This window comes from Deinococcus grandis, from assembly GCF_001485435.1.
GTDB lineage: Bacteria > Deinococcota > Deinococci > Deinococcales > Deinococcaceae > Deinococcus > Deinococcus grandis.
The window spans coordinates 43446-66825 of sequence record NZ_BCMS01000004.1 but is presented as its reverse complement, the minus strand read 5'-3'; the positions used below and the strand labels follow the sequence as shown (position 1 = coordinate 66825).

Below are 23380 nucleotides of genomic sequence, written 5' to 3'. Positions count from 1 at the left end.
GTTTGTCCTGTTCACTTGGGCTCGTTGAGAATCACGATACGGCCTTCTGGCTCAGCGTCCACCGCAGGCTGCCCCTGCAGGTAACGCACCAGGATGTCCACGTCCAGCGTCCCCGTGTCCAGGCGGGGCGCACCCTGAAACATCGTGAACCCGTCCCCTCCACCCGCCGTGAAGTTGTTCATGGCCACCTTGTAGGCTTGGGCGTCGACGAGCGGCTGGCCGTTCAGGGTCACGGCCGTCACGCGGCTGCCCGCTGGGCGCCCCAGGTCAAAGGTGTAACTCACGCCGCGGCTGACATGCAGGAACTGCCCCTTGTTCTCACTCCAGGTGGCCACGCCGTGTTCCAGTGCCGCCTTGATCTGGGTCCCCGTCAGGGTCAGAACCGTCAGGGTGTTGCCGAATGGCTGCACCGTGATGGCCTCGTCAAAGGTAATCGGGCCAGCGTTGATGCTGGCCCGCACGCCACCGCCATTCACGAACGCGAGTTGTGCGCCAGCATTCTGCGCGGCGGCCAGCGCGGCGTCGGCCAGCACGTTCGCCATGGTGCTCTCGCGCCGGCGCACGATCTCCCGGTTGCCGTTCAGGCCGCGCGTGGTTTGCCCGATCACCCGTTGGCGCAGGTTCGCAATCGGCACGGTCAGCGTCTCCACCATGCGCTTGGCGGTGGGGTCTTCAGCGATGTCAGCGGTGACGGGCACGGGGTTCCCCTCCCAGCTTTCGACCGCACCGCTGTCATTGAAGGTCACTTTCAGGCGCCCCAGCACTTTGCCCCACTCCCACGCTGCCACCAGCAGGGTCCGGTTGCCGTCCGGGTTCGGCAGAATGGTTGGGTACGGCCCCTCGCTGGCCGGGAAGTCCTTGTTGGTGAAGGTGCCCAGCAGGGTGTGCGAGTGCCCACCAACAATCACGTCAATGCCGGAGACGGTCCGCGCCACCTCCTGCTCCAGGGTGTACCCCAGGTGTGAGACCAGAAAGATCTTGTTGACGCCCTGGGCCTGCAGTGCGCTGACACTGTTGCGCAGGCTCGCCATCAATTCGAGCATTTTCACGTTCGGGCCAGGCGAACTGATCTGCGGCAGGTCCGGCGTCACGGCGCCGATCACGCCCACCTGCTGCCCGCCGACGGTCATCACGGCATAGGGTCTAATCCGGTCTTTGAGCAGGGGCTCGGCCGTGACGTCCAGGTTCGCGGCCAGCAGCGGAAAGGTGGCCCGCTCCGCGAACTTGGCCAGCGCCTCTGGACCATCGTCGAACTCATGGTTGCCCACCGCCATGGCGTCGTAGCCCATCAGGTTCATGAACAGAACGTCGGCCAGACCCTTGTACACGTTGTAGAACAGTGTGCCCTGGAAGGTGTCGCCGCCCGACAGGACCAGGGGGTTTGGATCCTGTGCGCTGAACTGCTTCACCAGTGTGGCCTGCCGGGCATAGCCGCCGTACAGGTTGTCACCGATCTTGGTGGGCTCCAGGCGCCCGTGCAGGTCGTCGGTGTGCAGCACGGTCACCGTCAGCGGCGCGGCCTGCGCGCTGCTCAGAAGGGCTGTGGTCAAAAGGGCCAGTGAGAAGCGGGTCATGGGCCACCAGTATAAGGATCTGGCGTCAGGCGCTGCGCAGCGCGACCTGCTCGGCGGCCCACATACCAATTCAAAGGGCGAACAGCGTATTGACAGTGGCCCAGTCCAGCACTCCTGGTGGCCCTCCCGGGGTGGCTGGTCATGATCCAGCGCGCAGGCGGAGGGCCAGTTGATGCACCTGTCCTCCGTCCAGGGACGTGGGATGGACAAGGCACATCGCACCTTGTCGCTTGGCGCAATGGCCTAGCCCTCTGACGCTCAGCACCTGACACTTCGGGAAACTGACGTGCTGGCGGTTGGGAACGGCATTCCGAGGAGCCGCAGACAGTCACAGAAGACCTCGCCGCCCCACCGTGCCGCTTGACTCAGGATCTGCCACCCGATCCGCGTCACGCTCACGACCGCTCGCCCACGCTTGTCCTGCCGAGGGGTGCAGGTCTCTGTCCGCTGCGCGCCGATCCGCGTCATCCAGGCCAGCGCGATACACAACAGGCCAAAGAGCCGAGAGATGCGCTCTGGAGCCGTCATGTGCGTGGCCTCCAGATTCAGCCCGCGAGCTTTCATCGCGGAAAACGCCGATTCAATCGCCCACCTGAGCTGATAGGTCCGTAATACGTCCAGCACGGGCAAATCTGAGGCCACGATCACCCTGTCCCCCGCAGGGGACAGGGTGATGACCACGTGCATCCAGCCCCCATAGACCCACGTCCGCTCGAACAGGGTGCGCACCTGTCCCGGTTGGAGCGTCGTGAACAGGTCTCGCACCAGTTCATCCTCGATTCTGGTGTTCTCCCGGATGCGGATGCACTGCCGGATGCGTTTCCAGCGCAGAAACGAGCACCACTCGCGCCCCACGACCTCCCGGTCCGCGATCAACACGGCCCAGCGGCGGGCTGGTATCACCCCCCGGAGTCGGGCGACCAGGAGGATCCGGGCAGCAGTGCAACTGTTGCCTTGATGGGGCAGGATCGACCAGACGAGGGGAATCACCGCGCCCCCGAGCAGGACGCCCAGGACGAGGATGTTCAGCGGCGTCTGGCCGTAGTGCCAGGTGGTGCGGTCCATGATCAGGGTGAGCTTGCCGTCGGGCAGCAAGGGAAGCAGGACGTCTGTGACGTCCTGCGGCGTGAGCTGAGCGTCGTGAAACACGCGGGCCACCGTCCGGGTTTTTGATTCCAGCGTGGCTGCTCTGGGCAGATGAAGCGCGATCTTGCGGTGAAGCGTGGACTCGGCCTGGAGCACGGCCAGGAGCACTTCGGCAAGACGACGGAGCGCGTCCGTACGGCGGTGTGGCCAACGAGTGTGCAGGTAGGTGGCCAACGTGTCAGCATGGAAGCGGGCAGTATCGGGGATCGTCACAGACCCAGATACCGCCCTTTTTCATGTCGCACTGCGTTCAGGACGCCATTTCTCGTGAAGTGTCAGGTGCTGAGCGGGAGAACACCAGAATCGAGGATGAACTGGTGCGAGACCTGTTCACGACGCTGCAACCGGGACAGGTGCGCACCCTGTTCGAGCGGACGTGGGTCTATGGGGGCTGGATGCACGTGGTCATCACCCTGTCCCCTGCGGGGGACAGGGTGATCGTGGCCTCAGATTTGCCCGTGCTGGACGTATTACGGACCTATCGGCTCAGGTGGGCGATTGAATCGGCGTTCTCCGCGTTGAAAGCTCGCGGGCTGAATCTGGAGGCCACGCACATGACGGCTCCAGAGCGCATCTCTCGGCTCTTTGGCCTGCTCTGTATCGCGCTGGCCTGGATGACGCGGATCGGCGCGCAGCGGACAGAAACCTGCGCCCCTCGGCAGGACAAGCGTGGGCGAGCGGTCGTGAGCGTGACGCGGATCGGGTGGCAGATTCTGAGTCAAGCGGCACGGTGGGGCGGCGAGGTCTTCTGTGACTGTCTGCGGCTCCTCGGAATGCCGTTCCCAACCGCCAGCACGTCAGTTTCCCGAAGTGTCAGGTGCTGAGGGGCTGGGGTATACCCCAGCTGGACGGACGAACCCTACGATCAACACGGCTTTTCCCTGTCCAGTTGAAGTCCGTTTCGGCTAAAACTGACACCTGTCAGGGCAGGTCTGAACGTCAACTTGACAGATCGGCATGCTTAGAGCGCCTATCAAAACCTCAGATTGGGAGGGCAAGGTGAAGCATGGCCACGTCTATGGTCAGCGACGAGCTGTGGCAGTTGATCCATCCGCTACTCCCACCTGAACCCCCAAAGCCCAAAGGAGGTCGACCCCGGGTGCCCGATCGAGCCGCACTGGAAGGCATCTTGTACGTCCTCAAGACCGGCATCGGCTGGGAACACCTCCCACACCAGCTCGGGTATGGCAGCGGCATGACCTGCTGGCGACGTCTCCGTGACTGGCACGCGGCGGGTGTCTTCACCCGCCTACACCACGTGCTTCTTGACCGGATGGCCCAGGCGCATCAACTTGACTGGACCCGCGCATGTGTGGACAGTACGAGCGTCCCCGCGGCCCGGGGGGGGCCCACACGGGCCCGAACCCCACGGATCGTGGCCGGCCTGGCAGCAAGCGTCATGTGATCGTCGATGGCCGCGGGACGCCATTGGCGGTCCGTATCTCGCCTGCCAATCGGCATGACAGCATGCTGTTCGAACCCCTGCTGGACGCGGTGCCGCCCATTCATAACGGGCTGCGGGGCCGGCCCCGCAGCCGTCCGGAGCGGCTGCATGCGGACAAGGCGTATGACATTCCCCGGTGCCGGCGGGCGTGCCATCACCGCGGCATCAAGGTGCGGATCGCACGCCGGGGTCGGGAGTCCAGTGAACGGCTGGGCCGATACCGCTGGGTGGTGGAGCGGACCCTGGCGTGGTTCAGCCGGTTCCGTCGGCTGCGGGTGAGGTATGAGGTGCGGGCGGACATCCACTTGGCATTCACGCAGCTGGCCTGTTGCCTGATCACCTTCAAGCAGCACCGCCGGTTTTGATAGGCGCTCTTATTGATAACGGCATAAGTTTGAGTCCATTAAATATTGAGGCAGGTCGATGTACCGAACCCGTTGCCAAGCCGTCGTCAGCTTCGCTTTCAGCATGCCCACTGAGCGGGCACAGAAGTTCCCCAGCACATTCCGCTTCACGTACGCCCACACCAGCTCGATCGGATTCAATTCCGGAGCGTACGGCGGCAAAAACACCAGCGACAGGCGTTCGTGGAGCGCCACGAACGCCTGGGTTGCCTTCGCTCGGTGAATGCCCGCGTTGTCCAGCACCACCACGATCTTCCCCTGCACATGGCGCAACAGATGCTGGAAGAACCGGGTGACGTCCCCACTCCGGATCGCCCCAGGCTTCGTGTGCTGGAAGAATCGACCGTCCGAAGTGATCGCCCCGATCGTCGAGAGTTTTTCCCAGTTGGCCGGGAGTATGACCAGGGGCGTCACGCCCCTGGTCGACCACGTTCGTCTTCGCACGCCTTTCAGCGAGAAGCCAACCTCATCCAGGTACACCAGGGTGGCGCCCTGCGCGACCTTTTTTTCCCAACTCCGGAGCCACCTGTTCTTTCCAGGACGCGATCCGGAGTTCATTGCGTTCTGCTGCCCGTCCATCCGGCATCTGGGGCGTAAACCCCAGCTGCCGAAGCATTCTCCGGACGTGATCGGGGTGGTACCACACGTCGAAGTGCCGCCCGATCAGGTCTGCGACTCGTCTGGTGCTCCAGGTCGGGTCAGGGAAGCCATGGTGCAGCGCACCCTCCCGCAGGAGGGTGCGGACCTGTTCAAGCTGGGCGGCGGTGAGTCGCGAGGGGCGTCCTGTCGTCACCGTTGCCTGGAGACTGCCGGTGCGCTTCAGACGTTTCTTCCAGTTACTGACGGTGTGTACGGACACGCCGAAGTGATCGGCAATCGCCTGCTGTGAATGCTGGCCCCCTTGAAGCCAGGGGGTCGCCGCCAGTCGACGTTCCTCCAGCTGCGCCCGGGAGTATTTGGATGGATGCCATTCGGCCACACCTCCAGCATACCAGCTCGTATTTACATCGTTATCAATAGTGGTTCATCCGCTAAGTTTCAGCAGGGCGCACACTGGATAGGTATTTCTGGAGGTGCGAGTATGCGTGCATTTGTCCGCGTCCGTTCGCTGACCGCCGAAGAACTCACGACGCTCCAAAAGATGGCAAGGAGCCGCACCTTGTGCGCTGGGCGCGTCAAGCGCGCCCACATCGTCCTGATGTCCAATCAGGGGTATACCCACCAAGAAATCGCTGAAAAGCTCGGCGTGAGTTACCACACCTCCTGTCGTTGGGTCGGTCGTTTCAACGAGCTGGGACTGCCCGGGCTGGAAGAACTGGGACGACCAGGCCGTCCGCACGTCTACTCAGAAGCCAACATTGGAGACGTCATTCAAACCGCGTTGACCAAGCCAGACGACCTGGGGCTTCCCTTTGGATCCTGGACGTTGGATCGGCTCGTCACCTACCTCACGGAGGTCAAAGGGATACCGATCCGGCGCAGCCGGATCAGTGAAATCTTCCGAAACGAAGGGCTCCGATGGCGTCAACACGAGGGTTGGATGGGGGTACGAGTCGATCCTGACTTCGGCCAAAAAAGGGGGCTATCGAAAGCCTCTACACCCGTCCGCCAGACCACAGCATCGTCATCTGCGTAGATGAAATGGGACCCATGAGCGCCAGAACCCATCACGGTCAAGCACTCGTTCGACCTCATCCAGTAGGTGGCCTCCTGGCGGAGCGCGCCAAAATGGAACTCGATTACGGGCGGCGGCCCACCGAGGGCTTCGTCTTCGGTGCCTTACAGCCGCATACGGGCGAATGCCTGACCCACACGTACGAACGGCGGAACATTGCGACGTTCGTGGACTTCCTGGATCGGATTGAAGCCTGGATTGCCCAGGACATTGAGAGGATCTACGTCGTTCTGGACAACTTGACCAGCCACGCAGCGTATGACGTGTTGCTGTTCAATCTGGCACACCCTCGCTGGGAATTCGTGTTCCAGCCAAAACGCTGTGCCTACCTCAATCTGATTGAACCCTGGTGGAAGACGTTGAAATCACTGGCGTTGAAAGGGAGGCGTTTTGAGCTCTGGGCAGAGGTGGAACGCGCTGTTGAGCGCGCCACTGAGTACTGGAATGATCACCGACATCCGTTCATTTGGGGCCGCCGCAGACGTCACCGCCAGCCCACGCACCTTGGAAATGCCGCTGTACCCGTTTCAGTCAGTATTTAGCGGATGAACCATTAGCGGGAATTTTCGTTCCAACTCTTGCGTGACCCCCGTAAGTGGTGAGGTGACCGCCCACCTTTCGCCGGACGGTGCGGACACGGGCGTGTTCATCGAAGTGTCCGCCTGTGGGTTGTGGGCCCCTCGGCAGGCCAGCCCGAGTGGCGTGGGCATCATGTGGCGTCTGGAGCCGCTCGCGGGGCAGGACCGCTGGGCGCACGAGTACGAGTACCGCAACCGCTGGGCGAGCTGGGTGCTGCCAGCGGCGCAACTGGCCCAGGATGTGCGGACCGCCCTGACGCCCGAGCACGTGGACGCCCAGGTGGCGTGAAGCCCTGGCCCCGCCCCGGGGCCACGTCTCACGGATGCCGAGAACGCCCCGCACCCCACGCACGCCCGAGCAGGCCAGTGAACGCAACGCCCAGCGCTGGAATGACCGCCAGCGTGCCCGCCTGCCTCTGTTCATGGACGCCGGGCTGGAGGGTGACCTGATCCGGACTGGCGTCCTGCGCGACCGCCGTCCTGATCATCAAGTCCGGCTGAATGAGGACCTGCGAGAGCGGCTCGGGGCGCTGGAGGCGGCAGCGGCCGTGCGCGGTGAGCAGTTCCGCCGCTCAATGAAGTCCCACTGCCCAGAGACCTATCCCGCTGCGCTGCGTCAGTTGCGCCGCCTGCGGGCGCTCGCGCCGAGCCTGCGGCGGGCGATGCACACGAGCGATCACTGGCTCACGGCGCTGCGCCGCGCGCTCCCCGAAGGCGCACTCCTGGTCATCCTGGACGAGATCTGGCCAGAGCACGCCCAGATACTGCGGCAGCTGGCAGACATCGACGCGCGCATTCAACGAAAGACCGCGCTTGGCCAGGTGAACCCCTGGCACCCCGTGGACTGAGGTCGAGATCAGAGAAGCAGCGTGACGAGGCCTGCGGCAGCCACACCGCCAGTGAGGTACACGGGCATTCGTCCGAGGGCCGCTGTGACCCGCTCGCCGGGCCGAACAAAGCCAAGCGTCCACACGTTCAGTAGGGCCAGTGCCACGACGAACCCACAGGCCAGCAGGACCGCCCAGTGCAGGAGCGGGATGGGGAACAGGACGGCCAGCAGGACGTTCACGAGAAGTGCAGCCGCGATCAGGAAGGTCTCCTGATCGGCCGTCACGAGGCCACTCCAGTACGGGTCATAGGTCTACTCTGCACAAACAGGGCCGCCAGGGGCAAGACCACGCCCGGTCCGACGAGTTCACCTGCGCGCTCCTGCAGGAAGGCCGCGGGCACGCTGAGCCCGTCCGCGTTTACGACGAAGAGCATACCGGTGGGGTGCGCCCAGACGACGTGCCCGCCCAGCTCCCGGGCGTGCGGCCACGCCCCCATGCGGCCGGTGATGGCACACGCCGTCCAGTGGCGCACCCACGCCGCGAGGGCCGGGTGAACGCCGCACAAGCGGACGCCCTGCACTTGACGGGCGAGGCGGAGACCCGACTGGGGGTCACGGGTGGTCACTGTGAGGTGCGGGGCGAAACCGCCACCGTGCGCGGTGGGCGTATCCAGGGGTGGGTGGAAGGCCTGGACGCTGAGGAAGCGGGTCTGGCTCACGCTGTACCGGACGCCACTGGTGGCCAGGGTGAAGCGGACGGTGGTGACGTGCAGGGTCTCCTCGACGAGATCCTGCTCATTCAGGGCCGTCAGGGGCTGGACGTGGTAGCGGACCTGGCCGGCCTGGGTGTTCAGGAGGTGCGCGACCCGCAGGGCGTTCGCTTCCGGGCAGTGCAGGACGTGCAGTGGGGTGTGGACGGGGCCGCCGGGGGCGTCGTGGGTGCGCAGGAGGGCGAACACGCCGGGAACGGGCGCGCCATCGTGGGGGTGTGGGGGCAGGGACATGACCAGAGCGTCCCGTGCGTAGGGGTGACGAGTGCAAACACATGCGGTCCCAGTGGACCCAGTGGTCAGGGGTGGCCTGCCCGGGGGGCAGGCCAGGGCAGAGGGGTTCACGCGTGTCGCACGCCGATCACGCCCGTTTCGTCCTCATTCCAGGAGCACCCCATGAACGAGATTCCGCACCGCAGCAGCCTCGTGCTGGTCGACGCCATCGGCACCCGCATCACCGTGTACGCGAACACCCCGCAGGAACTCCGCGCCCTGCAACGCGAGTACGGACGGCGAGGGTACCGCCCCGAGGGGGAGATCCCGTGCGGCGGCCTCCAGTTGCCGTACGCGCAGCACGACACGTTCGACTGGTCGCTGATCGGCGCGACCCCGTGGACGAGCCCGGATGGAGACCGGGGCGTGATTCACGACGGCAGCTTCTACAAGCTCAGGGAGCTCGAAGCCGTGGACTCCAGGAAGATGAAGTTACCTCAGGCCCTGAAGTACAGCCGTGGGGCCCGGGAGACCGACCCGGAGCACCTCGTGGAGGAATCGAACGGGGAGTTCAAGTACCGGACGCTGATCATGTTTCGGGGTGGCGGGAAGGCCATGCCGGAATTCAGCCTGCCGGGCGGGCAGCGGCAGCGGCACGCGGTGGGGCCCGCGCAGGAGAACGCCGCCGACTGACCCGCGAGTGGGGGAGAGGACCGTGCCTCTTCCCCTCCCGCATGCCTTCGCTTCAGGGGTGGCCCCACCGCATCGGTGGGGCCAGGCCGCGCTGCAACCCCACGTGCTCAGCCGTGGCGTTCAGGAGACCCCATCATGCCCAAGACTGCCCCACGCGCCCGCCCGATCCCCTCAATCCCCGACCCGATCCCCTTCACCCCTCCACTGACGCCGCCGGACGCCCGGTTTGCCGTGCCGACCCTGAGCGCGGACGCGCAACTTGCGTACGACCGTCTCTCCCAGGATGGACGGCTGTCGCAGGTGGCCCTGACCAGACTCGTCGGGGAAGCGCGGGCAGGAGAAGTGCTGGCGGAACTCACGGCGGCGTGGCTGGCTGTGGCGGTGCCGGGGGGCCTGGAGACGCGCACGGGCCGGGCAGGGTACATCGCGCCCGTGGCGTGGGTGCCTGCGGCGGGTCTGCTGGAGGTGGAGGCGGCCGCGCGGCAGCTCTCCGGGCGCAGTGGGCTGCTGGGGATGTTTGCGCGGGCGCTGGACATGGACTCGGCGGGGGCGCTGGGGGTGATGCGGGCCCTGGTGGTGCTGGGCCTGGCGCAGGGCGGTCCGGTGGGGGCGACGTTCGCATTCCGGGTGCATGCTCAGGATCAGGTGCACGTGCAGGAGGTCCAGGCTTGCCCGCCATCTGGCGGGCATGTTCGCCTGGAGGCGAGTGTGGTGGAGGCGCCGGTGAACGGTGAGGGTGATCGCCGTAGCGTGGTCACCCCTACGCCGCATACCGTGAAGGCAGGAGGCGAGCGTATGACCCGGTCTATTCCAGCGCAGTTCACGGTCGAGCAGCGGCAGTTCATGACGGCCGTCACGACGTCGAGACGACACCTGTTCCTGCGGGCGACCGCCGGGGCGGGGAAGACGACCACGTTGACGGAGGCGGCGTGGCACCTGGAGGAGCGTGGCGTGTACTTCGCGTACAACCGGCACGCCGTCTCGGACCTCCAGCCGCGCTTACCGGCCCGGGTGCGCGCCCTGACGCTGCACGCGCATGGATTCCGCCTCTTGCAGCAGCAGCTGGGCAGCCCCTTGCAGATCCTCGACGAGAAGGGCCGCCTGGTCGCGTCCACGGTGATCCCAGACCGCACACAGCTGCATGCTCCAGCTGCGCGGGCGTGGACGATCGCGCGGGAGGAAGGCCTACACCTGCTGACACCCGAACGGGCGGAGTGGCTCGCCGACCGGGCAGAGTGGCCCGCGGCGCCCGACGAACTGATCGACTTGATCCCCGTGTTCCATCAGGTGGGTGCGGACCTGTGGTCGGACGCGGGTGCGGCCGACTTCACGGACCTGCTGTGGCTGCCCGTGACGCTCGAGTACGGGATGGGCTCGCTGGCCCTGGCGCTCGTTGACGAGGCGCAGGACCTCACGCCACTACGGCAGCGGTACGTGCTGCACCTGCTGGGGCTGCGTGGAGCGTCCGCGTCCCCTGGGCGGCTGATCTTCGTGGGGGATAGCGACCAGTCGATCTACACCTGGGCGGGGGCTGACCCCATGGCGCTGTCCCGCCTCAAGGAGCGCGTGGACGCCCTGGAACTCCCGCTGAGCGTGTCCTTCCGCTGTCCGCGTGAGGTGGTGCGGTACGCGCGGGCGCACTCGAGCTTCATCCGGCCAGCGCCGCGGGCGGAGCCGGGCATCGTCGAGCATGTGAGTGCGGAAACGGCCACGTACGCTCGGGGGGATGTGGTGCTGTGCCGCACGAACGCGCCGCTGATCCGCCTGGCGCTGGAATTGATGAGCCGGAAACTCAGTGTGGCGGTGACGGGGCGGGATCTCGCGCAGCGTCTCCGGGACGGCGTGACGGAGGCGTTCCCACCGGACTTCGAGAACGACGCAGTCACAGATCTCGTCCGGGCGTATCTGGAACCAGCGGCCGCTCCACTGAAGGCGCGGGCAAGCACGGGCGACCAGGGAGCCCGGCGGGCGTTGACGGAACTCCTGGACGTGGGCCGCTGCCTGCGGTACCTGGCGTGGGTGGTGTCGCGGCGCACGGGGATGGGGACACAGGTGGACGCGTTGACGCTGCTGGGGCAGCTGTGCCGGGAGGACGCGGAGGCGGACGTGCTGCTGGCGTCCGTGCACCGGGCGAAGGGCAAGGAGTGGCCGCGGGTGACGATCCTGTACCCGGAACTGATGCCACTGAGTCAGGGGGACGAGGCGGAGGAGCGAGCCGTGCAGTTCGTGGCGGTGACGCGGGCGCAGCGGGTGCTGCGGTTCGCGTATGGGAAGGAGGCGTGGGCGGCGCAGCAGCTCGTGGTGCCGGGTGTCCTTCCCGCTGGAGAAGTGGAGGAGGTCGCGCCTGAGGTATTTGCCTGGCCTGAAGTGTTGGAGAGTGCGGCTCCGGCGCCCTCGCCTGTCCTGACGATGTCGGTGATGCCGCCCAGCTCGGGGTGCCGGTCGATGCTGCCGGCGCTGCCGGAGGGGGGACCGCCGGTGGCGACTCTGACGGATCCCCGGGGGGCGTGGCCGCTGTTCGGTGGGGGCACGCCCATGCCGGTGGGTCTCGTACGCGAGCGGCTGGAGGCGCTCGCCGAGGAGGACCGGACCTTGCTGCGCACGTGGGCGGCAGACGGTCTGACGCTGCTGCAGGGCGTGGAGGCGCCGTACGTGGCGGTGTACGAGGTGCACCTGGCGTTGTTCGAGCAGGCAGCGCGGCAGGCGCGGCTGGCCATTCCAGCGTTGTTCGGATCGGGCGTGCCGGTGTGCGTGTTCGAAGGGCCGCTGCTGCGCGTGCGCCTGGCGCGCAAGGTGCGGCTGAGCGGGCGGGTTCTGCGCGTGGCACTGGGGGACGTGGAATTGCGGTTCGACCGGGCAAGTGGGGAACTGCTGGATGGGGCGGAGCCGCTCGCGCCGTTCATCCGGCCAGCAGAGCTAGGCCGCCTCCAGGCCAGTTGAGCGTGATCGTGCGGAGACACTTTGTGGAGTTGGGGCAGGAACAGGGGGAAGAGAATTCACCTCTCGACATCGATGTTGAGTGATCCCTGTCAGTGGCCGGTTGCTTGCCTCAAGTTGGCCACGAATTGTTCCTGTTTTCCAGCGGCGACGGCCGATACGGCAGTTCGCAGGAGTTCTGCTGGAATGATGTCGCCTGTGAGGACGCGGTGTCGGATCTGGTCGTAGTCCGGCGCGCGGAGCAACTTCCGGTAGTGCAGGTCCAGTCGGCGGATCAGGCGGTCTGCTGCCCGCTCGGGCGTCAGATCCGCGAAGTCTTCTTCAAGGCTGGGTTCAGCGAGTAGAGGCTGCATGGTTGGTGCAGCTTTCGTGGGGGGTGGGGCGGCCTTATTCGGGTAGGGGTAGTCGTCGGGATGGGCGATCAGGTGCATCAGGGCCGCGGCTTTGGTTTTCCGGACGACCAGGACGCCGGAGGAGACCAGTGCGGCAAAGCGGGTGATGGTTTCTGTCAGGAAGCTCTCGCCGTGTTCCCGGACGAGTTTGCGGACCATGCCGTCGGCGACGCCATACTCCCGGAACTTGCGCATGAGGGCCGGGTCGACCTTGGTGAAGTCCCGGGCGAATTCGTAGCGGACGGTTTGGTCTTTGCCGCGGCCGGAGAGGATGACGTCGGCGAGGTACCCGCGTTTGATCAGTTCTTGGTGTGGGGAGGTCAGGGCGCGGATGACCCGCCAGGCCTGACCTTCGCTGGGGATCTTGCATTGGTCGCCCCAGGCGAGGACGGGGAAGGTGAGGGTATCGACCTGCCGGTCTGGGTTTTCCGGGTCGAAGCGGGCGGCGTCGAGGACCCGGTAGAGCACGCGGGTGCGTGGGCGGGAGAGGGAGGTCATGAACTCGGAGTCGAGGGGTTTGAGGTATCCACTGCGGATGCTGGCAGTGACGTCTTCGGCGAGGCGGAGAACGATCATGGAGCGTTCGTCGAAGAGGCCGACGCCGTCGAGTGTCGTGAAGTTCAGTGACTCGATGAAGTGGAATTTCGCGTGCGTCCAGCGTTGTTTGGGGTGGTCGCGCCATCCACCGGAGACGGTGTAGTTCGCCTGGTGGAGGCGTTCGAGGCAGTCGCGCAGCAGGCCCATGTACTTGCCGGACTTGTGCCAGCCGCACAGGTGAAGCAGGGCAGTGGCGGCGACGGTGATGCGGCCGTCGTCAGGCATGCCTTCTTCGATGTAGAGGTTGATCAGGGCCGCGCTGACGTCACTGTCGAGGCCGTGTGGGACGGCGTATTTGACGCCTGCTTCGCAACTGATGCGGACGATGCGGCCGCGGGACTCGTAAGTGACGCTCCATTCCTGCATGTCAACTTGGTCCAGCGCCACGATGAGGTTGAGGCGGGAGAGGTTGAGGTCGTCGTGGTGGCGCGGCTGGATCTTCAAGGTCGTGATGATGATTCTATGGGTACTTCTGGAAAAAAGAAGTAAAGATTTGAAATGATGACATCATCAGTGACGGGTATTGGATGTCGACTGGATCGCGGTTTTCTGCCTGGTTGCAATGGGTGTGTCACCGTGGATGCAATGAGTGTGTCACCGTGGTGGGTGATCAATGCGACAGGTGTGTCACCGGGCGTGTTTTGGGTGCGACAGGTGTGTCACAGGGGACGCGACGGGTGGGACACCGCCTGTGCAACGGGTGTGTCACTCGGTTGATTGGGCTTAGCAACCAGTGTGTCACTGGGGTGGCCGTCTGGATTCAATGGGTGTGTCACCGCGTGCCGTGCTTTTTTCAACAGGTGTGTCTCCGGGTGGATGGTGGTTTTCAACGGGTGTGTCACCGCGGTTCTGGCAACTTAACCTGAGTGAGGCCGGAGTAGCTCAGCAGGTGGCTTGAGAATCAAGCCACCTGCTGCATCGCCTCTCGCCAGCGGAGAAGAGCTGCGGATTGATGGCTTCGTCTGAGGGTGGCGGGAACGGTGGTTCGCGTGTGTCGATGGAGGTTCGAGACTCGGGCGTGCAGGGCGAGGAATTCTTGTGTTCGTTTCCGGCGCTTGAAGCCCAGTTGGCTTCGTTCTTGCTGCCGGGTGGGTCGGTGAGATTGCTCCACCAGATTGTTACAGCGGGCGGTGGAGATGACCTGAACGTGCTCCACGGCGTGGAGCACGGGAACCTCACGCAGCGCCGCCCCATAGCTCCACAGCTTGTCGGTATGGATCACCTCCGGCACGTCGTATTCCCCCAGGAGGCGGACAAAAAAGGACTTGGCCGCCTGGGTGTCTCGGTGTTCCTGAAGCAGAATGTCCAGCACGTCCCCGTATTCGTCGACCGCTCGCCACAACCAATGCTTGACCCCGCCGATCTTGACGCAGACCTCATCCAGATGCCATCGAGAACCCCGCCGGGGTTCTCGATGGCGCAGTTCCTCGGTCAGGAGTGGGGCGAACTTGATGTTCCATTGCCGCAGCGTTTCGTGACTGACTTGGATGCCGCGCTCGTGGAGCAGTTACTGAACGTCCCGCTGGCTGAGGGGGAAGCGGTGGTACAGCCGCAGAGCGTAGCCGATCACGCTCAGGGGAAAACGGTGGCGGTAGGGCTTCCGGTCAGTCACAGCTCACCAGCCTACAGAGGTTAAGTTGCCAGAACCGTCCCGGCACACCCAGCGCCCCTGCACCTGCGCCCGCTCCCTTTCTCCCTCACCACGCCCTCCCCTCACCCTGTCACCCTGAAGGCCGGCCATGCCCACCGTCCTGATTGTCGATGACGACCCCGCCATCCTGGAGGTCCTGCGCGTGTACCTGCGCGCCGAAGGGCACACCGTGCTCGAAGCGCAGACCGGCCCGGACGCCTGGGCCCTGCTGCCCCGCGCGGACCTCGCCGTGCTCGACTGGATGCTGCCCGGCATGACCGGCGTGCAGCTCGCCCGGGGCGCCCGCGCCGCCGGGCTGAGCCTGCCCATCCTGATGCTTACCGGACGCGGGGAAGAGGACGACAAACTGCTGGGCCTGGACGGCGGCGTGGACGACTACGTGATCAAACCGTTCAGCCCCCGCGAAGTCACCGCCCGCATCCGCGCCCTGCTGCGCCGCGCCGGCGTGCACCACACCCTCACGCTGGGCGACCTCACCATCAACCTGCGCGCCCGCGACGTCCACCTGGCCGGCGTGCGGGTCGAACTCTCGAAACTGGAGTTCGACCTGCTCAGCACCATGGCGCAGCACCCCGGCATGGCCTGGTCCCGCGAACGCCTGCTCGAACGCGTCTGGGGCCCGGACTTCCCGGGCACCGAACGCGTGGTGGACGTGCACATCACCGCCCTGCGCCGCAAACTCGGTGATCCCCCGGACGCCCCCCGCTTTCTGGAGACGGTGCGTGGCGTCGGGTACCGCTTCCGCGATGAGGACGCGCCCCGGGCCATACCGGGCTGACCATCTGGAGACCGCCCACCTCACTTCCACTGCGGTGGACCACCCTCATCCCCCAGGACCTTCCGAGGCGGGCCCAGGCTCAACAGGGAGGCGCGGTTCCACCAGAATGGCCATGGGAGCACTGCGGATCAGGCGCTACACCGGCACGGCCGCTGTCCTTCTTCTCAACCGCAGCAGCATCCAGATGCTGACCAGAATCAGGGGAATGCTGATCAGGTGCGTGTCGGTAAAGAAGCCGATGCCGGGGGCGTCCAGGCCCTGGTTCAGGTAGGCCCTGGGCGACAGGGGGTTGAGGCGGAAGGTTTCTTCCCAGCCGGCGCGCAGAATCGAGTACCACAGCCAGAACTGCCAGAAGGCCCAGCCGGGAATGCGCGACCGCAGCCAGAAAAAGGCGGCGACCGACAGGATGATGCCGATAATCACGCCGTACAGCTGGGTGAAGTGCACCGGCGCGGTCATGACGAGCTGATCGCCAATGCGCTGGCAGTACTGCGACAGGTCCATGTCAGGGTTGGCATTCTTGATGCACATGCCGTCGTGAAAGGCGCGGGCGCTGTCCGGCCAGCGGAAGCCCACGGGCCAGCCGGTCACGCGGCCCACGGTGTCGGTGCCGTTCATGATGTTGCCGATGCGCCCACCGATGATGCCGAAGGCCACGCCCGGGACGCACAGGTCGGCGTAGCGGTAGAAATCCATGCCTTTGCGGCGGGCGTAGTACAGCATGACCAGAATGCCGCCGATCAGGCCCCCGTGAATGGAAATGCCGCCCTGGCGCAGGTTGACGATGTCCAGCAGCACCCGGGGGAAGGGAATGTTCTCGAACTGGTGCCAGGAGGTGGCCACAAATACCAGCCGGGCGCCCACCAGGCCCCAGACGATCATCCACAGAATCATGTCGTTGAACAGGTCCACGTTCAGGCCACGCTCCCGCGCCATCTTTGTGCCCAGCCACACGCCCGCGACAATCCCCAGCGTGATCAGCACGCCGTACCAGGCAATCGTGAAATTGCCAATCTGCACAAACACCGGATCCATCTGTCCTCCTTACGATTGGAACGCTGCTTACCGTAACCAAAGCTCGTTAAGCTTCTGTCAGACAGGTGATGGAGCCGGTCCGGCAGGTCAGGGCGTGACGGGGGTCAAGGCACGAACCCCGGTGCACCCCCTTCCCTTACTGCCACCGGCCTCCACCATTCGCCGAGCGGTACACCGCGCCACTGAGCCCCACCGCGATCAACTGATCCCCATTCTGAGGCGACACCGCGATGAGCCGCGCGCCTTCCGGCAACGCGAGGGACGTCCACGTCCGCCCCTGATTGGTGGACCGGAACGCGCCGTCCGGCCCCGCCAGGAACAGCACGCCACTGTCCGGGTGCACATCCAGATGCACGCCGCGCGGCGCGTCCGGGCGCCGGGTCCAGGTCACGCCGTCCGGCGACACCAGCAGACCCTGGGCGTCCAGCGCGTACAGCGCGGGCTGCGGGCCTGCCGCGAGCACCGACGCGCCCGCCGTGGCGTCCGACAGGTGCGTCCAGTCCTGACCGTCTGCCGTGCGGAACACCCCCCGCCCCATCACGTTCGCGTACCACACCTCCGGCCGGCCCGGGTCCACCGCGAACCCGTGCAGGTCCCGGCCCGGCAGGTTCCCGAACCCCAGGTCCGTCCAGGTCCGGCCGTCATCCCGGCTGACCTTCAGCACCTCATGCCCTGCCAGGACCGTGCCGTCCCGGGTCCGGGTGAGCGCCATGGCGTCGCCTGCCCCGTCCGGCGCGGCCCACGTCCGCCCCCCGTCCACGCTGCGGCGCACCCCCGCATGCTCCCCGTACAGGATCGTGCCGCTGCCCAGCACCTGCAGCGCGTGAAAGTCCCCACTCAAGGTCTGCGCCTTCGGCGCCCGCCCGCACCCCACGAGCGCCAGCACCAGCGCCGCCCCCACCCCCCAGCCGACCATCCGTCTCATCCCGCCCACCGTACGGGTCGGACGTTACGTTTCTGTAAAGGCGGGCGGGTCCAGCCGGTCCCTGCTGGCCGGCAACTCCACCTGAAACACGCTCCCCACACCGGGCGTGGAGGTTACGCTCAACTCGCCCCCCATCGCCCGCGTCAGGCCCCGCGCGACCGTCAGGCCCACGCCACAGCCCTCCCCCCGCGTGCGGGCCGCGTCCGCCCGGAAGAAGCGCTCGAACACCCGGTGCAGGTGCTCGGGCGCGATGCCGGTGCCGGTGTCCTGCACCACGAGGCGCACCCCACCGCCGGCGTCCTGCGCGCCCACCCGCACCGCACCGCCCGGCGCGGTGTGCCGCAGCGCGTTGCTCAGCAGATTCGCGAGAATCTGCACTGATCGCGCCGGATCCGCCCGCACCTGCAGTCCTGCCCGGCCTGCGTCTACCTGGAGTGTCACGCCTTTGTCCTCGAACGCCAGCGCGTACCGGTCCTGCACCTGGGCGAGCAACGCCGCCACCAGCACGTCCTGCAGCGTCAACTCCACCTGCCCGGCCTCCACCCGGCTGACCAGACTCAGGTCCCCCGCCAGGCGCTCCAGGCCCGCCAGTTCCCGTTGAATGGCGCTCAAGGCCTGGTCATGCGCCATCACGCCGTCCTGCGCGGCCTCCACGTACCCGCGCACCGCCGCGACCGGCGCGCGCAACTCATGCGCGACGTTCCCGATCAGTTCCACCCGCGACTGCTCCACGCTGGCCAGGGTGCTGGCCATGGTGTTGAAGCTGTGCGCGAGCTCCGCCAGTTCATCCTGCCCGCCTTCCGGCAGGCGGCGGCGGTACTCCCCCCGGGCCAGGGCGGCGCTGCCCGCCTGCAGGGTGCGCACCGACGCCGTCACCCGGCGCGCGGCCACCCACGCGGTCACGGCCGCCACCAGCAGCGCGGGCGGCAGGGCACTGAACAGCGCGCGGGTCAGGGTGGCGCGCATGCCCTCATTCAGGTCACCGCGCATGGCGGCCCCCGCGTCCCCCAGCAGCTGCACCATCTCGTTGACGTGGTGCTGAATGAACGGATGCGCCGCCAGTTCTGCGGCCACCAGCAGCACCACGCTGAGCACCGCCATCACGGCCAGGTGGTTGAGCAGCAGTCGGGGAAACAGGCGCATACGCCCCCTGAGCCTACCGCGCGGGGCGGGCTTTACAGGAACTTTACATGTCTTCTCTAGGGTGAAGGTATGACGACCACACGACGCACTCCCAAACCTGCTGGCCTGATCACCCTCCTGACGGCAGGAGCCCTGCTGACCGGCGCGGCCCTTGCCCAGGGCATGGCCGGGATGGACCACAGCAATATGCCGGGCATGGGCAACGCGTCCAGCGCCATGAAGATGGACAAAATGGACCTGAGCGCCCTGACCAAACTCGAGGGAAAAGCCTTTGACCGCGCGTTCCTGAGCATGATGGTGCCCCATCACCAGATGGCGGTGGATATGGCCAAGGCCGCGCTCCCGGTGAGCAAGGACGCCACCGTGAAAGCCTGGGCGAACGCCGTGATCAAGGATCAGACCCGCGAGATTACCCAGATGAACACCCTCCTCAAAAGCATGGGCGGTGTGAACACCGCCATGGCCAACCAGATGAAAAGCAGCATGAGCGGCATGGCCGACATGGTGAAGAAGTCCAAGACCCCGGATGTGGCGTTCGTGCAGGGCATGCTGCCCCACCATGCGTCCGCCATCGACATGGCCAACCTCGCCTTGCAGCAGGGGCAGGACGCCCGTGTGCTGAGCCTTGCCAAAACCATCATCACGGCGCAGGCGAAAGAAATGCTCGACTACCGCACGTGGCTCAAGAAGCGCGGCCTGTAAGGCGCGGCGCCCCAGGCGGAGGGGCCAGCAGCGGATAAGATCCGCCGCGTCCAGGCCAGACCTCACCACAAGAACCGGCCGAAGGCACCCAGCGCGGGTGCCTTCCACATGGGGTGAAGCTGGCGAGGCCCAGGCGGCGTGCGGGCCCCACGTTCGCCTTAACACGAACAAAACAGGGCGCACTTAAGGTCAGGACTGTGAAGCTTGCACGCACGACCTTGTTCGGAACAGGCCTGTTGTCTGTGGGGGCCGCCGCACCCTACGCTCAGCAGACCAGTTTTGGCGTTCCCTCCCCTCTGATTCAGGCGGCACAGGCCGAGACCAGTGTGCCGTCCACCTGGCAGGTCCTGCCAGCCACGGCAGGGGGCCGGCTGGAGACCCCCGTCATGGAAGTCGCGCCATTCAATGAGCTGATTCCCAGCTGGAACGTGACGGGCCCAGCGGGCAGCGCCCTGCAGCTCGAGGTGCGGGTGCGCAGGCCCGATGGCCGCTGGACGCCGTACTTCGGATTCGGCACCTGGCGGGCCAGTGGCGCGCGGCGCAGCGCGCCCGTCACACGCACAGCTGACGGCACGGTCAACACCGACACCCTGACGCTGGGCTTCCGCAGCACCGCCTTTCAGACGCGCGTGACCCTAGGCGCGGGTCTCCAAGTTCACCTGCTGTCCGTCAATACGTCTGACACCGCGCTGCGCCTGAGAGATCAGGGCAAAGCCGGCCAGCACAATGCCTGGAACCGCGTGCTCGACGTTCCCCGCCGGTCGCAGATGATCTACCCGGGTGGTGGGGAGGTCTGGTGCAGTCCCACCAGCGTCAGCATGCTGCTCGGCTTCTGGAACCGGCCTGTACCGGTGCCGGTCGCCGCCGCAGCCACCTTTGATCAGGCGTACGACGGGTATGGCAATTGGTCGTTTAATACCGCTTACGCCGGGGGACAGGGCCTCCAGGCGTATGTCACCCGCCTGGGAAGCTTGCGGGACGCGGAGGTGTTCGTGCAGCGCAGCATACCGTTGGCCGTCAGCATTCGGTTTCAAGCGGGCGAACTCCCTGGCGCGCCCCTGTCGTGGTCGAATGGGCATCTGCTGGTCCTGGCTGGCTTTGACGCCCGAGGGAACCCGGTCGTGAACGACCCGGCCGCGCCGTCCGACGCGACCGTTAAACGCACGTACCCCCGGGCCGTGTTCGAACGGCTGTGGCTGAACCATGCGGGCGGCATGGCCTACGTGATGGCGCCGCGCCCTTGAAGGAGCAGTCGGGCACGACGGCTGAGGTCACCGCGTGCGCGGAGAGATCGAGGCGTGGCCCTCCGTGTTCGCCATGTCTGACCGTCGGAAAGGCCTCACCCCCGGCTGCAGATGCGTCGCAACTGTCTTGCTGGACTTTCCCGGCCCCCTGAGCATCAAACGCCCACGCCCAAATGGTCGTGGTCCTGGAGCCACACATGACACCATTCTTCTCCGCTTCACCACGTCCGCCCCTGTGGCGCCAGCTCTTGCCCCCCCTCCTGGCTGCTGGTCTGGTTGCTCTTCTGGCGGCCACCCTCCTGAGTCCCGCGCGCAACGCCACTGATGGCGGTCCTCTTGTGGGGAAATCAGCGCCTCCGCTCACCTTGCAGACCCTCGACGGTTCTACCATCAGCCTCGTCTCACTCCAGGGACGGCCGGTCATCCTCAATTTCTGGGCGTCCTGGTGTGGGCCTTGCCGTGAGGAAGCGCCCCTTTTCCGGGAACTGAGTACGCGTCAGACGGGTCAGGAGGGGCTTGTGGTCCTCGGCGTGCTGTATCTGGAGCCCAGTGAGCAGAACGCCCGCGACTTTATCCGCGAGTACAGCTTGGCCTACCCCAACCTTCGTGATCCTGGCACGCGGACGGGCATTAACTACGGGGTGGCTGGCGTACCAGAGACCTTCTTCATCAGCGCTGATGGCGTGGTTCAGCATGTGGACCGGGGCGGCCTGAGTCGGGAACGCTTGAATATCGGCCTTCAAAAGATCGGGGTGCCCACGCTGTGATATCGAACGCCCTCAGGGAAAGGCTCGTGTCCGACTCCACCTCAGTTCGCTCAATTCGACCGTCGCAAGGTCAATCTGTGAAAGGAGTGCCATGAAACGTCTTCTGCCGCTCGCCGTCCTGCTCGCTGCCTGTGCCCAAAACGGCGGTGAAATTGAGGGCGTGAAGAGCTTCAAGAATGAAGGTGGGCTGCACCAAGCTGGGCGACTGGACTATGCCCAGCGCTCACCGGCGGGCGGGGCGCACAACAGTACCTGGCAGAATTGCGGGGTGTACGACCGACCCATCTACGATGAATACGCCGTCCACAGCCTGGAGCACGGCGCCGTATGGGTGTCGTATCAGCCGGACTTGGGCGCCAGTCAGGTGCAGCAGCTCAAAGGGCTGGTGGATGGGCGTTCCTCCACCCTCCTCTCTCCTCATGAGTCTCAGTCGGCGCCGATCATTGTGACAGCCTGGAACAAACAACTTGAAGTGCAGGACGCCGGGGATGCACGCATCGCGCAGTTCATCCAGAAGTACGAGCAGGCCGGTGAAGCCCCTGAGGTTGGCGCTTCCTGCACGGGCGCGTCCGACGATACGGTCTGAGCGGGCAACTGAACCTCTCTTCTCCGCCGTGGTCCACGGTCAGATGCAACCCGAAGTCGGGAGGGTGAGAGCGCCGTGCGCACAGGGCTCAGGGGTAGGAGGGCCAGACCGCGCGCCACATTGCGCCCGGCGGAACCACATGAACACCACAACAGGCTGTCCTGGGCGACGCGGCATCAACGGCGCCAGGCGCGGTGTGGACAGAACGTCGTGGCGGCGGGCATCAAGGGGACGGCCGGCGGCAGTGCGGTCCGCCAGGGCCCATCTGTGTGGACTTCGAATTGTCGCGGGGTCTTCTGACCGGCGGCGACTGGTCCAGCGTGCTTCGGCGCCGCACCCTTTGATCACGCCCGTGCCCCGGTCGCTGAACAGGAGCACACTGTGTTCAGGCGCAAGGTCAGACAAGGCTCGCCTCAAATTCTGCAGTGCGTGGAGTAGTCGGCGGCAGTGGGCCTGCTGACCCTGCTTGTCCTCTCACGTCTTGACAGGAACTTAACAGGAACCCAGCACAGTGGTGCGTATGCCGCACGGTCATGTGTCCTGCCGCTGGGCACCTACGCCTCATCTCAGGAAGGTAACCCCCATCAGCCGGTGCCCAGCTGACCGGGGCCATTCGCCGTGACGCAGGTGCTGATCGTGGATGATGACCCAGCCATCCTGGAGGTGCTGCGTGCCTATCTGGGCGCCGCGGGTTATACCGTGCTGGACGCGGAAGATGGGTTGAGCGCGTGGCCTCTGCTAACACAAGTGGACGTGGCCGTGCTGGACTGGATGTTGCCTGGCCGCTCGGGCTTGGACCTGGCCCGCGCCGCCCGGGCCGCAGGGCTGACCCTGCCGATCCTGATGTTAACCGGCCGCGGCGAAGAAGCTGACAAACTGCACGGTTTGGACAGTGGGATGGATGATTATGTGGTCAAGCCCTTCAGTCCGTGTGAAGTGACGGACCGTATCCGGGTGCTGCTCCGCCGCGCAGGCATCCAGAACATCCTGAGCGCGGGTGAGCTCCTGATAGATGTTCGCGGCCGGGAAGCGCGACTGTCGGGCGAACGGCTCGACCTCACCAAACTGGAGTTTGAACTGCTTGCCACCATGGCGCAGCACGCTGGACTTGCCTGGACCCGGACACGGCTGCTGGAACGCATCTGGGGTCTGGACTTTCCGGGCACGGAACGTGTCGTGGATGTCCACATGACGGCCTTGCGCCGTAAACTAGGGGATACCATGGACACACCGCGCTTTATCGAAACCGTTCGCGGCGTCGGGTACCGCTTTAAAGAAGTCGCTGACGAGTAGCTGC

At 65.7% G+C, this 23380-nt stretch carries 22 protein-coding genes and 2 pseudogenes; 14 read left to right on the top strand and 10 right to left on the bottom strand.

Features of this window, described 5'->3' with window-relative positions; all coding sequences use genetic code 11:
* Positions 1-11 precede the first annotated feature (11 nt).
* Both DEIGR_RS17880 and DEIGR_RS17875 read right to left on the bottom strand, forming a co-directional pair.
* The gene (locus DEIGR_RS17880) at positions 12-1574 is read right to left on the bottom strand and encodes a bifunctional metallophosphatase/5'-nucleotidase (RefSeq protein WP_058979671.1); all 1563 of its coding nucleotides are present in this window, start codon (positions 1572-1574) and stop codon (positions 12-14) included.
* A gap of 258 nt (positions 1575-1832) precedes the next feature.
* Positions 1833-2933, bottom strand: coding sequence for an IS4 family transposase (locus DEIGR_RS17875; RefSeq protein WP_456151380.1), 1101 nt, complete (start codon positions 2931-2933; stop codon positions 1833-1835).
* Positions 2934-3007: 74 nt separating this feature from the next.
* Here DEIGR_RS17875 and DEIGR_RS17870 point away from each other — a divergent pair.
* Positions 3008-3544 (top strand): annotated as a pseudogene (locus tag DEIGR_RS17870) (transposase); the annotation flags it as partial.
* Positions 3545-3726: 182 nt separating this feature from the next.
* Positions 3727-4529 (top strand): IS5 family transposase gene (locus DEIGR_RS20005; RefSeq protein ID WP_153013934.1). Its coding sequence is split into 2 segments (ribosomal slippage): positions 3727-4069 and positions 4069-4529, totalling 804 coding nucleotides; the frame shifts between segments, so codons are not numbered across the junction.
* 9 nt (positions 4530-4538) lie between these two features.
* On the opposite strand, the gene DEIGR_RS21180 is transcribed toward DEIGR_RS20005, so the two are convergent.
* Positions 4539-5547, bottom strand: a protein-coding gene (locus DEIGR_RS21180) for an IS630 family transposase (RefSeq protein ID WP_201785778.1) whose coding sequence is annotated in 2 segments (ribosomal slippage) — positions 4539-5078 and positions 5080-5547 — 1008 coding nt in all. Because the reading frame shifts where the segments join, the coding sequence is not laid out codon by codon here.
* Positions 5548-5649: 102 nt separating this feature from the next.
* On the opposite strand from DEIGR_RS21180, the gene DEIGR_RS19995 reads away from it, so the two are divergent.
* The 4 genes from DEIGR_RS19995 to DEIGR_RS17855 all read left to right on the top strand — a co-directional run bounded on the left by DEIGR_RS19995 (position 5650) and on the right by DEIGR_RS17855 (position 7669).
* A complete protein-coding gene (locus DEIGR_RS19995; protein ID WP_153013925.1) occupies positions 5650-6204 on the top strand; it encodes a helix-turn-helix domain-containing protein in 555 nt (184 codons plus the stop codon).
* Positions 6205-6296: 92 nt separating this feature from the next.
* Positions 6297-6785 (top strand): transposase, encoded by a 489-nt coding sequence (locus tag DEIGR_RS19990; RefSeq protein WP_201785776.1) that lies wholly within the window; start codon positions 6297-6299, stop codon positions 6783-6785.
* A 61-nt stretch (positions 6786-6846) separates the two neighbouring features.
* Positions 6847-7110, top strand: coding sequence for a hypothetical protein (locus DEIGR_RS20590; protein WP_153013933.1), 264 nt, complete (start codon positions 6847-6849; stop codon positions 7108-7110).
* Between the two features lie 34 nt (positions 7111-7144).
* The gene (locus tag DEIGR_RS17855) at positions 7145-7669 is read left to right on the top strand and encodes a hypothetical protein (RefSeq protein ID WP_160329965.1); all 525 of its coding nucleotides are present in this window, start codon (positions 7145-7147) and stop codon (positions 7667-7669) included.
* Positions 7670-7677: 8 nt separating this feature from the next.
* Here the strand turns inward: DEIGR_RS17855 and DEIGR_RS17850 are convergent, their stop codons facing one another.
* Positions 7678-7935: a hypothetical protein gene (locus DEIGR_RS17850; RefSeq protein WP_058979663.1), complete on the bottom strand. Its 258-nt coding sequence runs from the start codon at positions 7933-7935 to the stop codon at positions 7678-7680.
* Complete coding sequence (locus tag DEIGR_RS17845; protein WP_058979660.1) at positions 7932-8654, bottom strand: hypothetical protein; 723 nt, start codon at positions 8652-8654, stop codon at positions 7932-7934. Before DEIGR_RS17845 ends, DEIGR_RS17850 begins: the two co-directional genes overlap by 4 nt.
* A gap of 162 nt (positions 8655-8816) precedes the next feature.
* Between DEIGR_RS17845 and DEIGR_RS17840 the strand changes: the two genes are divergently transcribed.
* Both DEIGR_RS17840 and DEIGR_RS17835 read left to right on the top strand, forming a co-directional pair.
* Positions 8817-9326, top strand: a complete 510-nt coding sequence (locus DEIGR_RS17840; RefSeq protein WP_058979659.1) for a single-stranded DNA-binding protein — start codon at positions 8817-8819, stop codon at positions 9324-9326.
* 135 nt (positions 9327-9461) lie between these two features.
* Positions 9462-12266: a UvrD-helicase domain-containing protein gene (locus DEIGR_RS17835; protein WP_236704963.1), complete on the top strand. Its 2805-nt coding sequence runs from the start codon at positions 9462-9464 to the stop codon at positions 12264-12266.
* Positions 12267-12355: 89 nt separating this feature from the next.
* Here the strand turns inward: DEIGR_RS17835 and DEIGR_RS17830 are convergent, their stop codons facing one another.
* Positions 12356-13696: a replication initiator protein A gene (locus tag DEIGR_RS17830; RefSeq protein WP_083524292.1), complete on the bottom strand. Its 1341-nt coding sequence runs from the start codon at positions 13694-13696 to the stop codon at positions 12356-12358.
* A 457-nt stretch (positions 13697-14153) separates the two neighbouring features.
* Positions 14154-14864, bottom strand: a pseudogene (locus DEIGR_RS19985) (IS6 family transposase).
* A gap of 127 nt (positions 14865-14991) precedes the next feature.
* On the opposite strand from DEIGR_RS19985, the gene DEIGR_RS17820 reads away from it, so the two are divergent.
* A complete protein-coding gene (locus DEIGR_RS17820) occupies positions 14992-15681 on the top strand; it encodes a response regulator transcription factor (protein ID WP_058979655.1) in 690 nt (229 codons plus the stop codon).
* A 135-nt stretch (positions 15682-15816) separates the two neighbouring features.
* On the opposite strand, the gene DEIGR_RS17815 is transcribed toward DEIGR_RS17820, so the two are convergent.
* The 3 genes from DEIGR_RS17815 to DEIGR_RS17805 all read right to left on the bottom strand — a co-directional run bounded on the left by DEIGR_RS17815 (position 15817) and on the right by DEIGR_RS17805 (position 18784).
* The gene (locus DEIGR_RS17815) at positions 15817-16716 is read right to left on the bottom strand and encodes a prolipoprotein diacylglyceryl transferase (RefSeq protein WP_058979653.1); all 900 of its coding nucleotides are present in this window, start codon (positions 16714-16716) and stop codon (positions 15817-15819) included.
* 136 nt (positions 16717-16852) lie between these two features.
* Positions 16853-17641: a WD40/YVTN/BNR-like repeat-containing protein gene (locus DEIGR_RS17810; protein ID WP_083524291.1), complete on the bottom strand. Its 789-nt coding sequence runs from the start codon at positions 17639-17641 to the stop codon at positions 16853-16855.
* Between the two features lie 24 nt (positions 17642-17665).
* Positions 17666-18784 carry a sensor histidine kinase gene (locus tag DEIGR_RS17805; protein ID WP_058979649.1) on the bottom strand — a complete coding sequence of 373 codons (1119 nt, stop codon included), beginning with the start codon at positions 18782-18784 and terminating at the stop codon, positions 17666-17668.
* Positions 18785-18853: 69 nt separating this feature from the next.
* Here DEIGR_RS17805 and DEIGR_RS17800 point away from each other — a divergent pair, with 69 nt between their 5' ends.
* The 5 genes from DEIGR_RS17800 to DEIGR_RS17780 all read left to right on the top strand — a co-directional run bounded on the left by DEIGR_RS17800 (position 18854) and on the right by DEIGR_RS17780 (position 23376).
* On the top strand, positions 18854-19486 hold the full coding sequence (locus DEIGR_RS17800; RefSeq protein ID WP_058979647.1) for a DUF305 domain-containing protein: 633 nt from the start codon (positions 18854-18856) through the stop codon (positions 19484-19486).
* A 197-nt stretch (positions 19487-19683) separates the two neighbouring features.
* Positions 19684-20730: a C39 family peptidase gene (locus tag DEIGR_RS17795; protein WP_058979646.1), complete on the top strand. Its 1047-nt coding sequence runs from the start codon at positions 19684-19686 to the stop codon at positions 20728-20730.
* Between the two features lie 197 nt (positions 20731-20927).
* The gene (locus DEIGR_RS17790; RefSeq protein WP_058979813.1) at positions 20928-21497 is read left to right on the top strand and encodes a TlpA disulfide reductase family protein; all 570 of its coding nucleotides are present in this window, start codon (positions 20928-20930) and stop codon (positions 21495-21497) included.
* Between the two features lie 91 nt (positions 21498-21588).
* Positions 21589-22083, top strand: coding sequence for a DUF3105 domain-containing protein (locus DEIGR_RS17785; protein ID WP_058979644.1), 495 nt, complete (start codon positions 21589-21591; stop codon positions 22081-22083).
* A 618-nt stretch (positions 22084-22701) separates the two neighbouring features.
* A complete protein-coding gene (locus tag DEIGR_RS17780) occupies positions 22702-23376 on the top strand; it encodes a response regulator transcription factor (RefSeq protein ID WP_058979642.1) in 675 nt (224 codons plus the stop codon).
* The last annotated feature ends 4 nt before the right edge of the window (positions 23377-23380 follow it).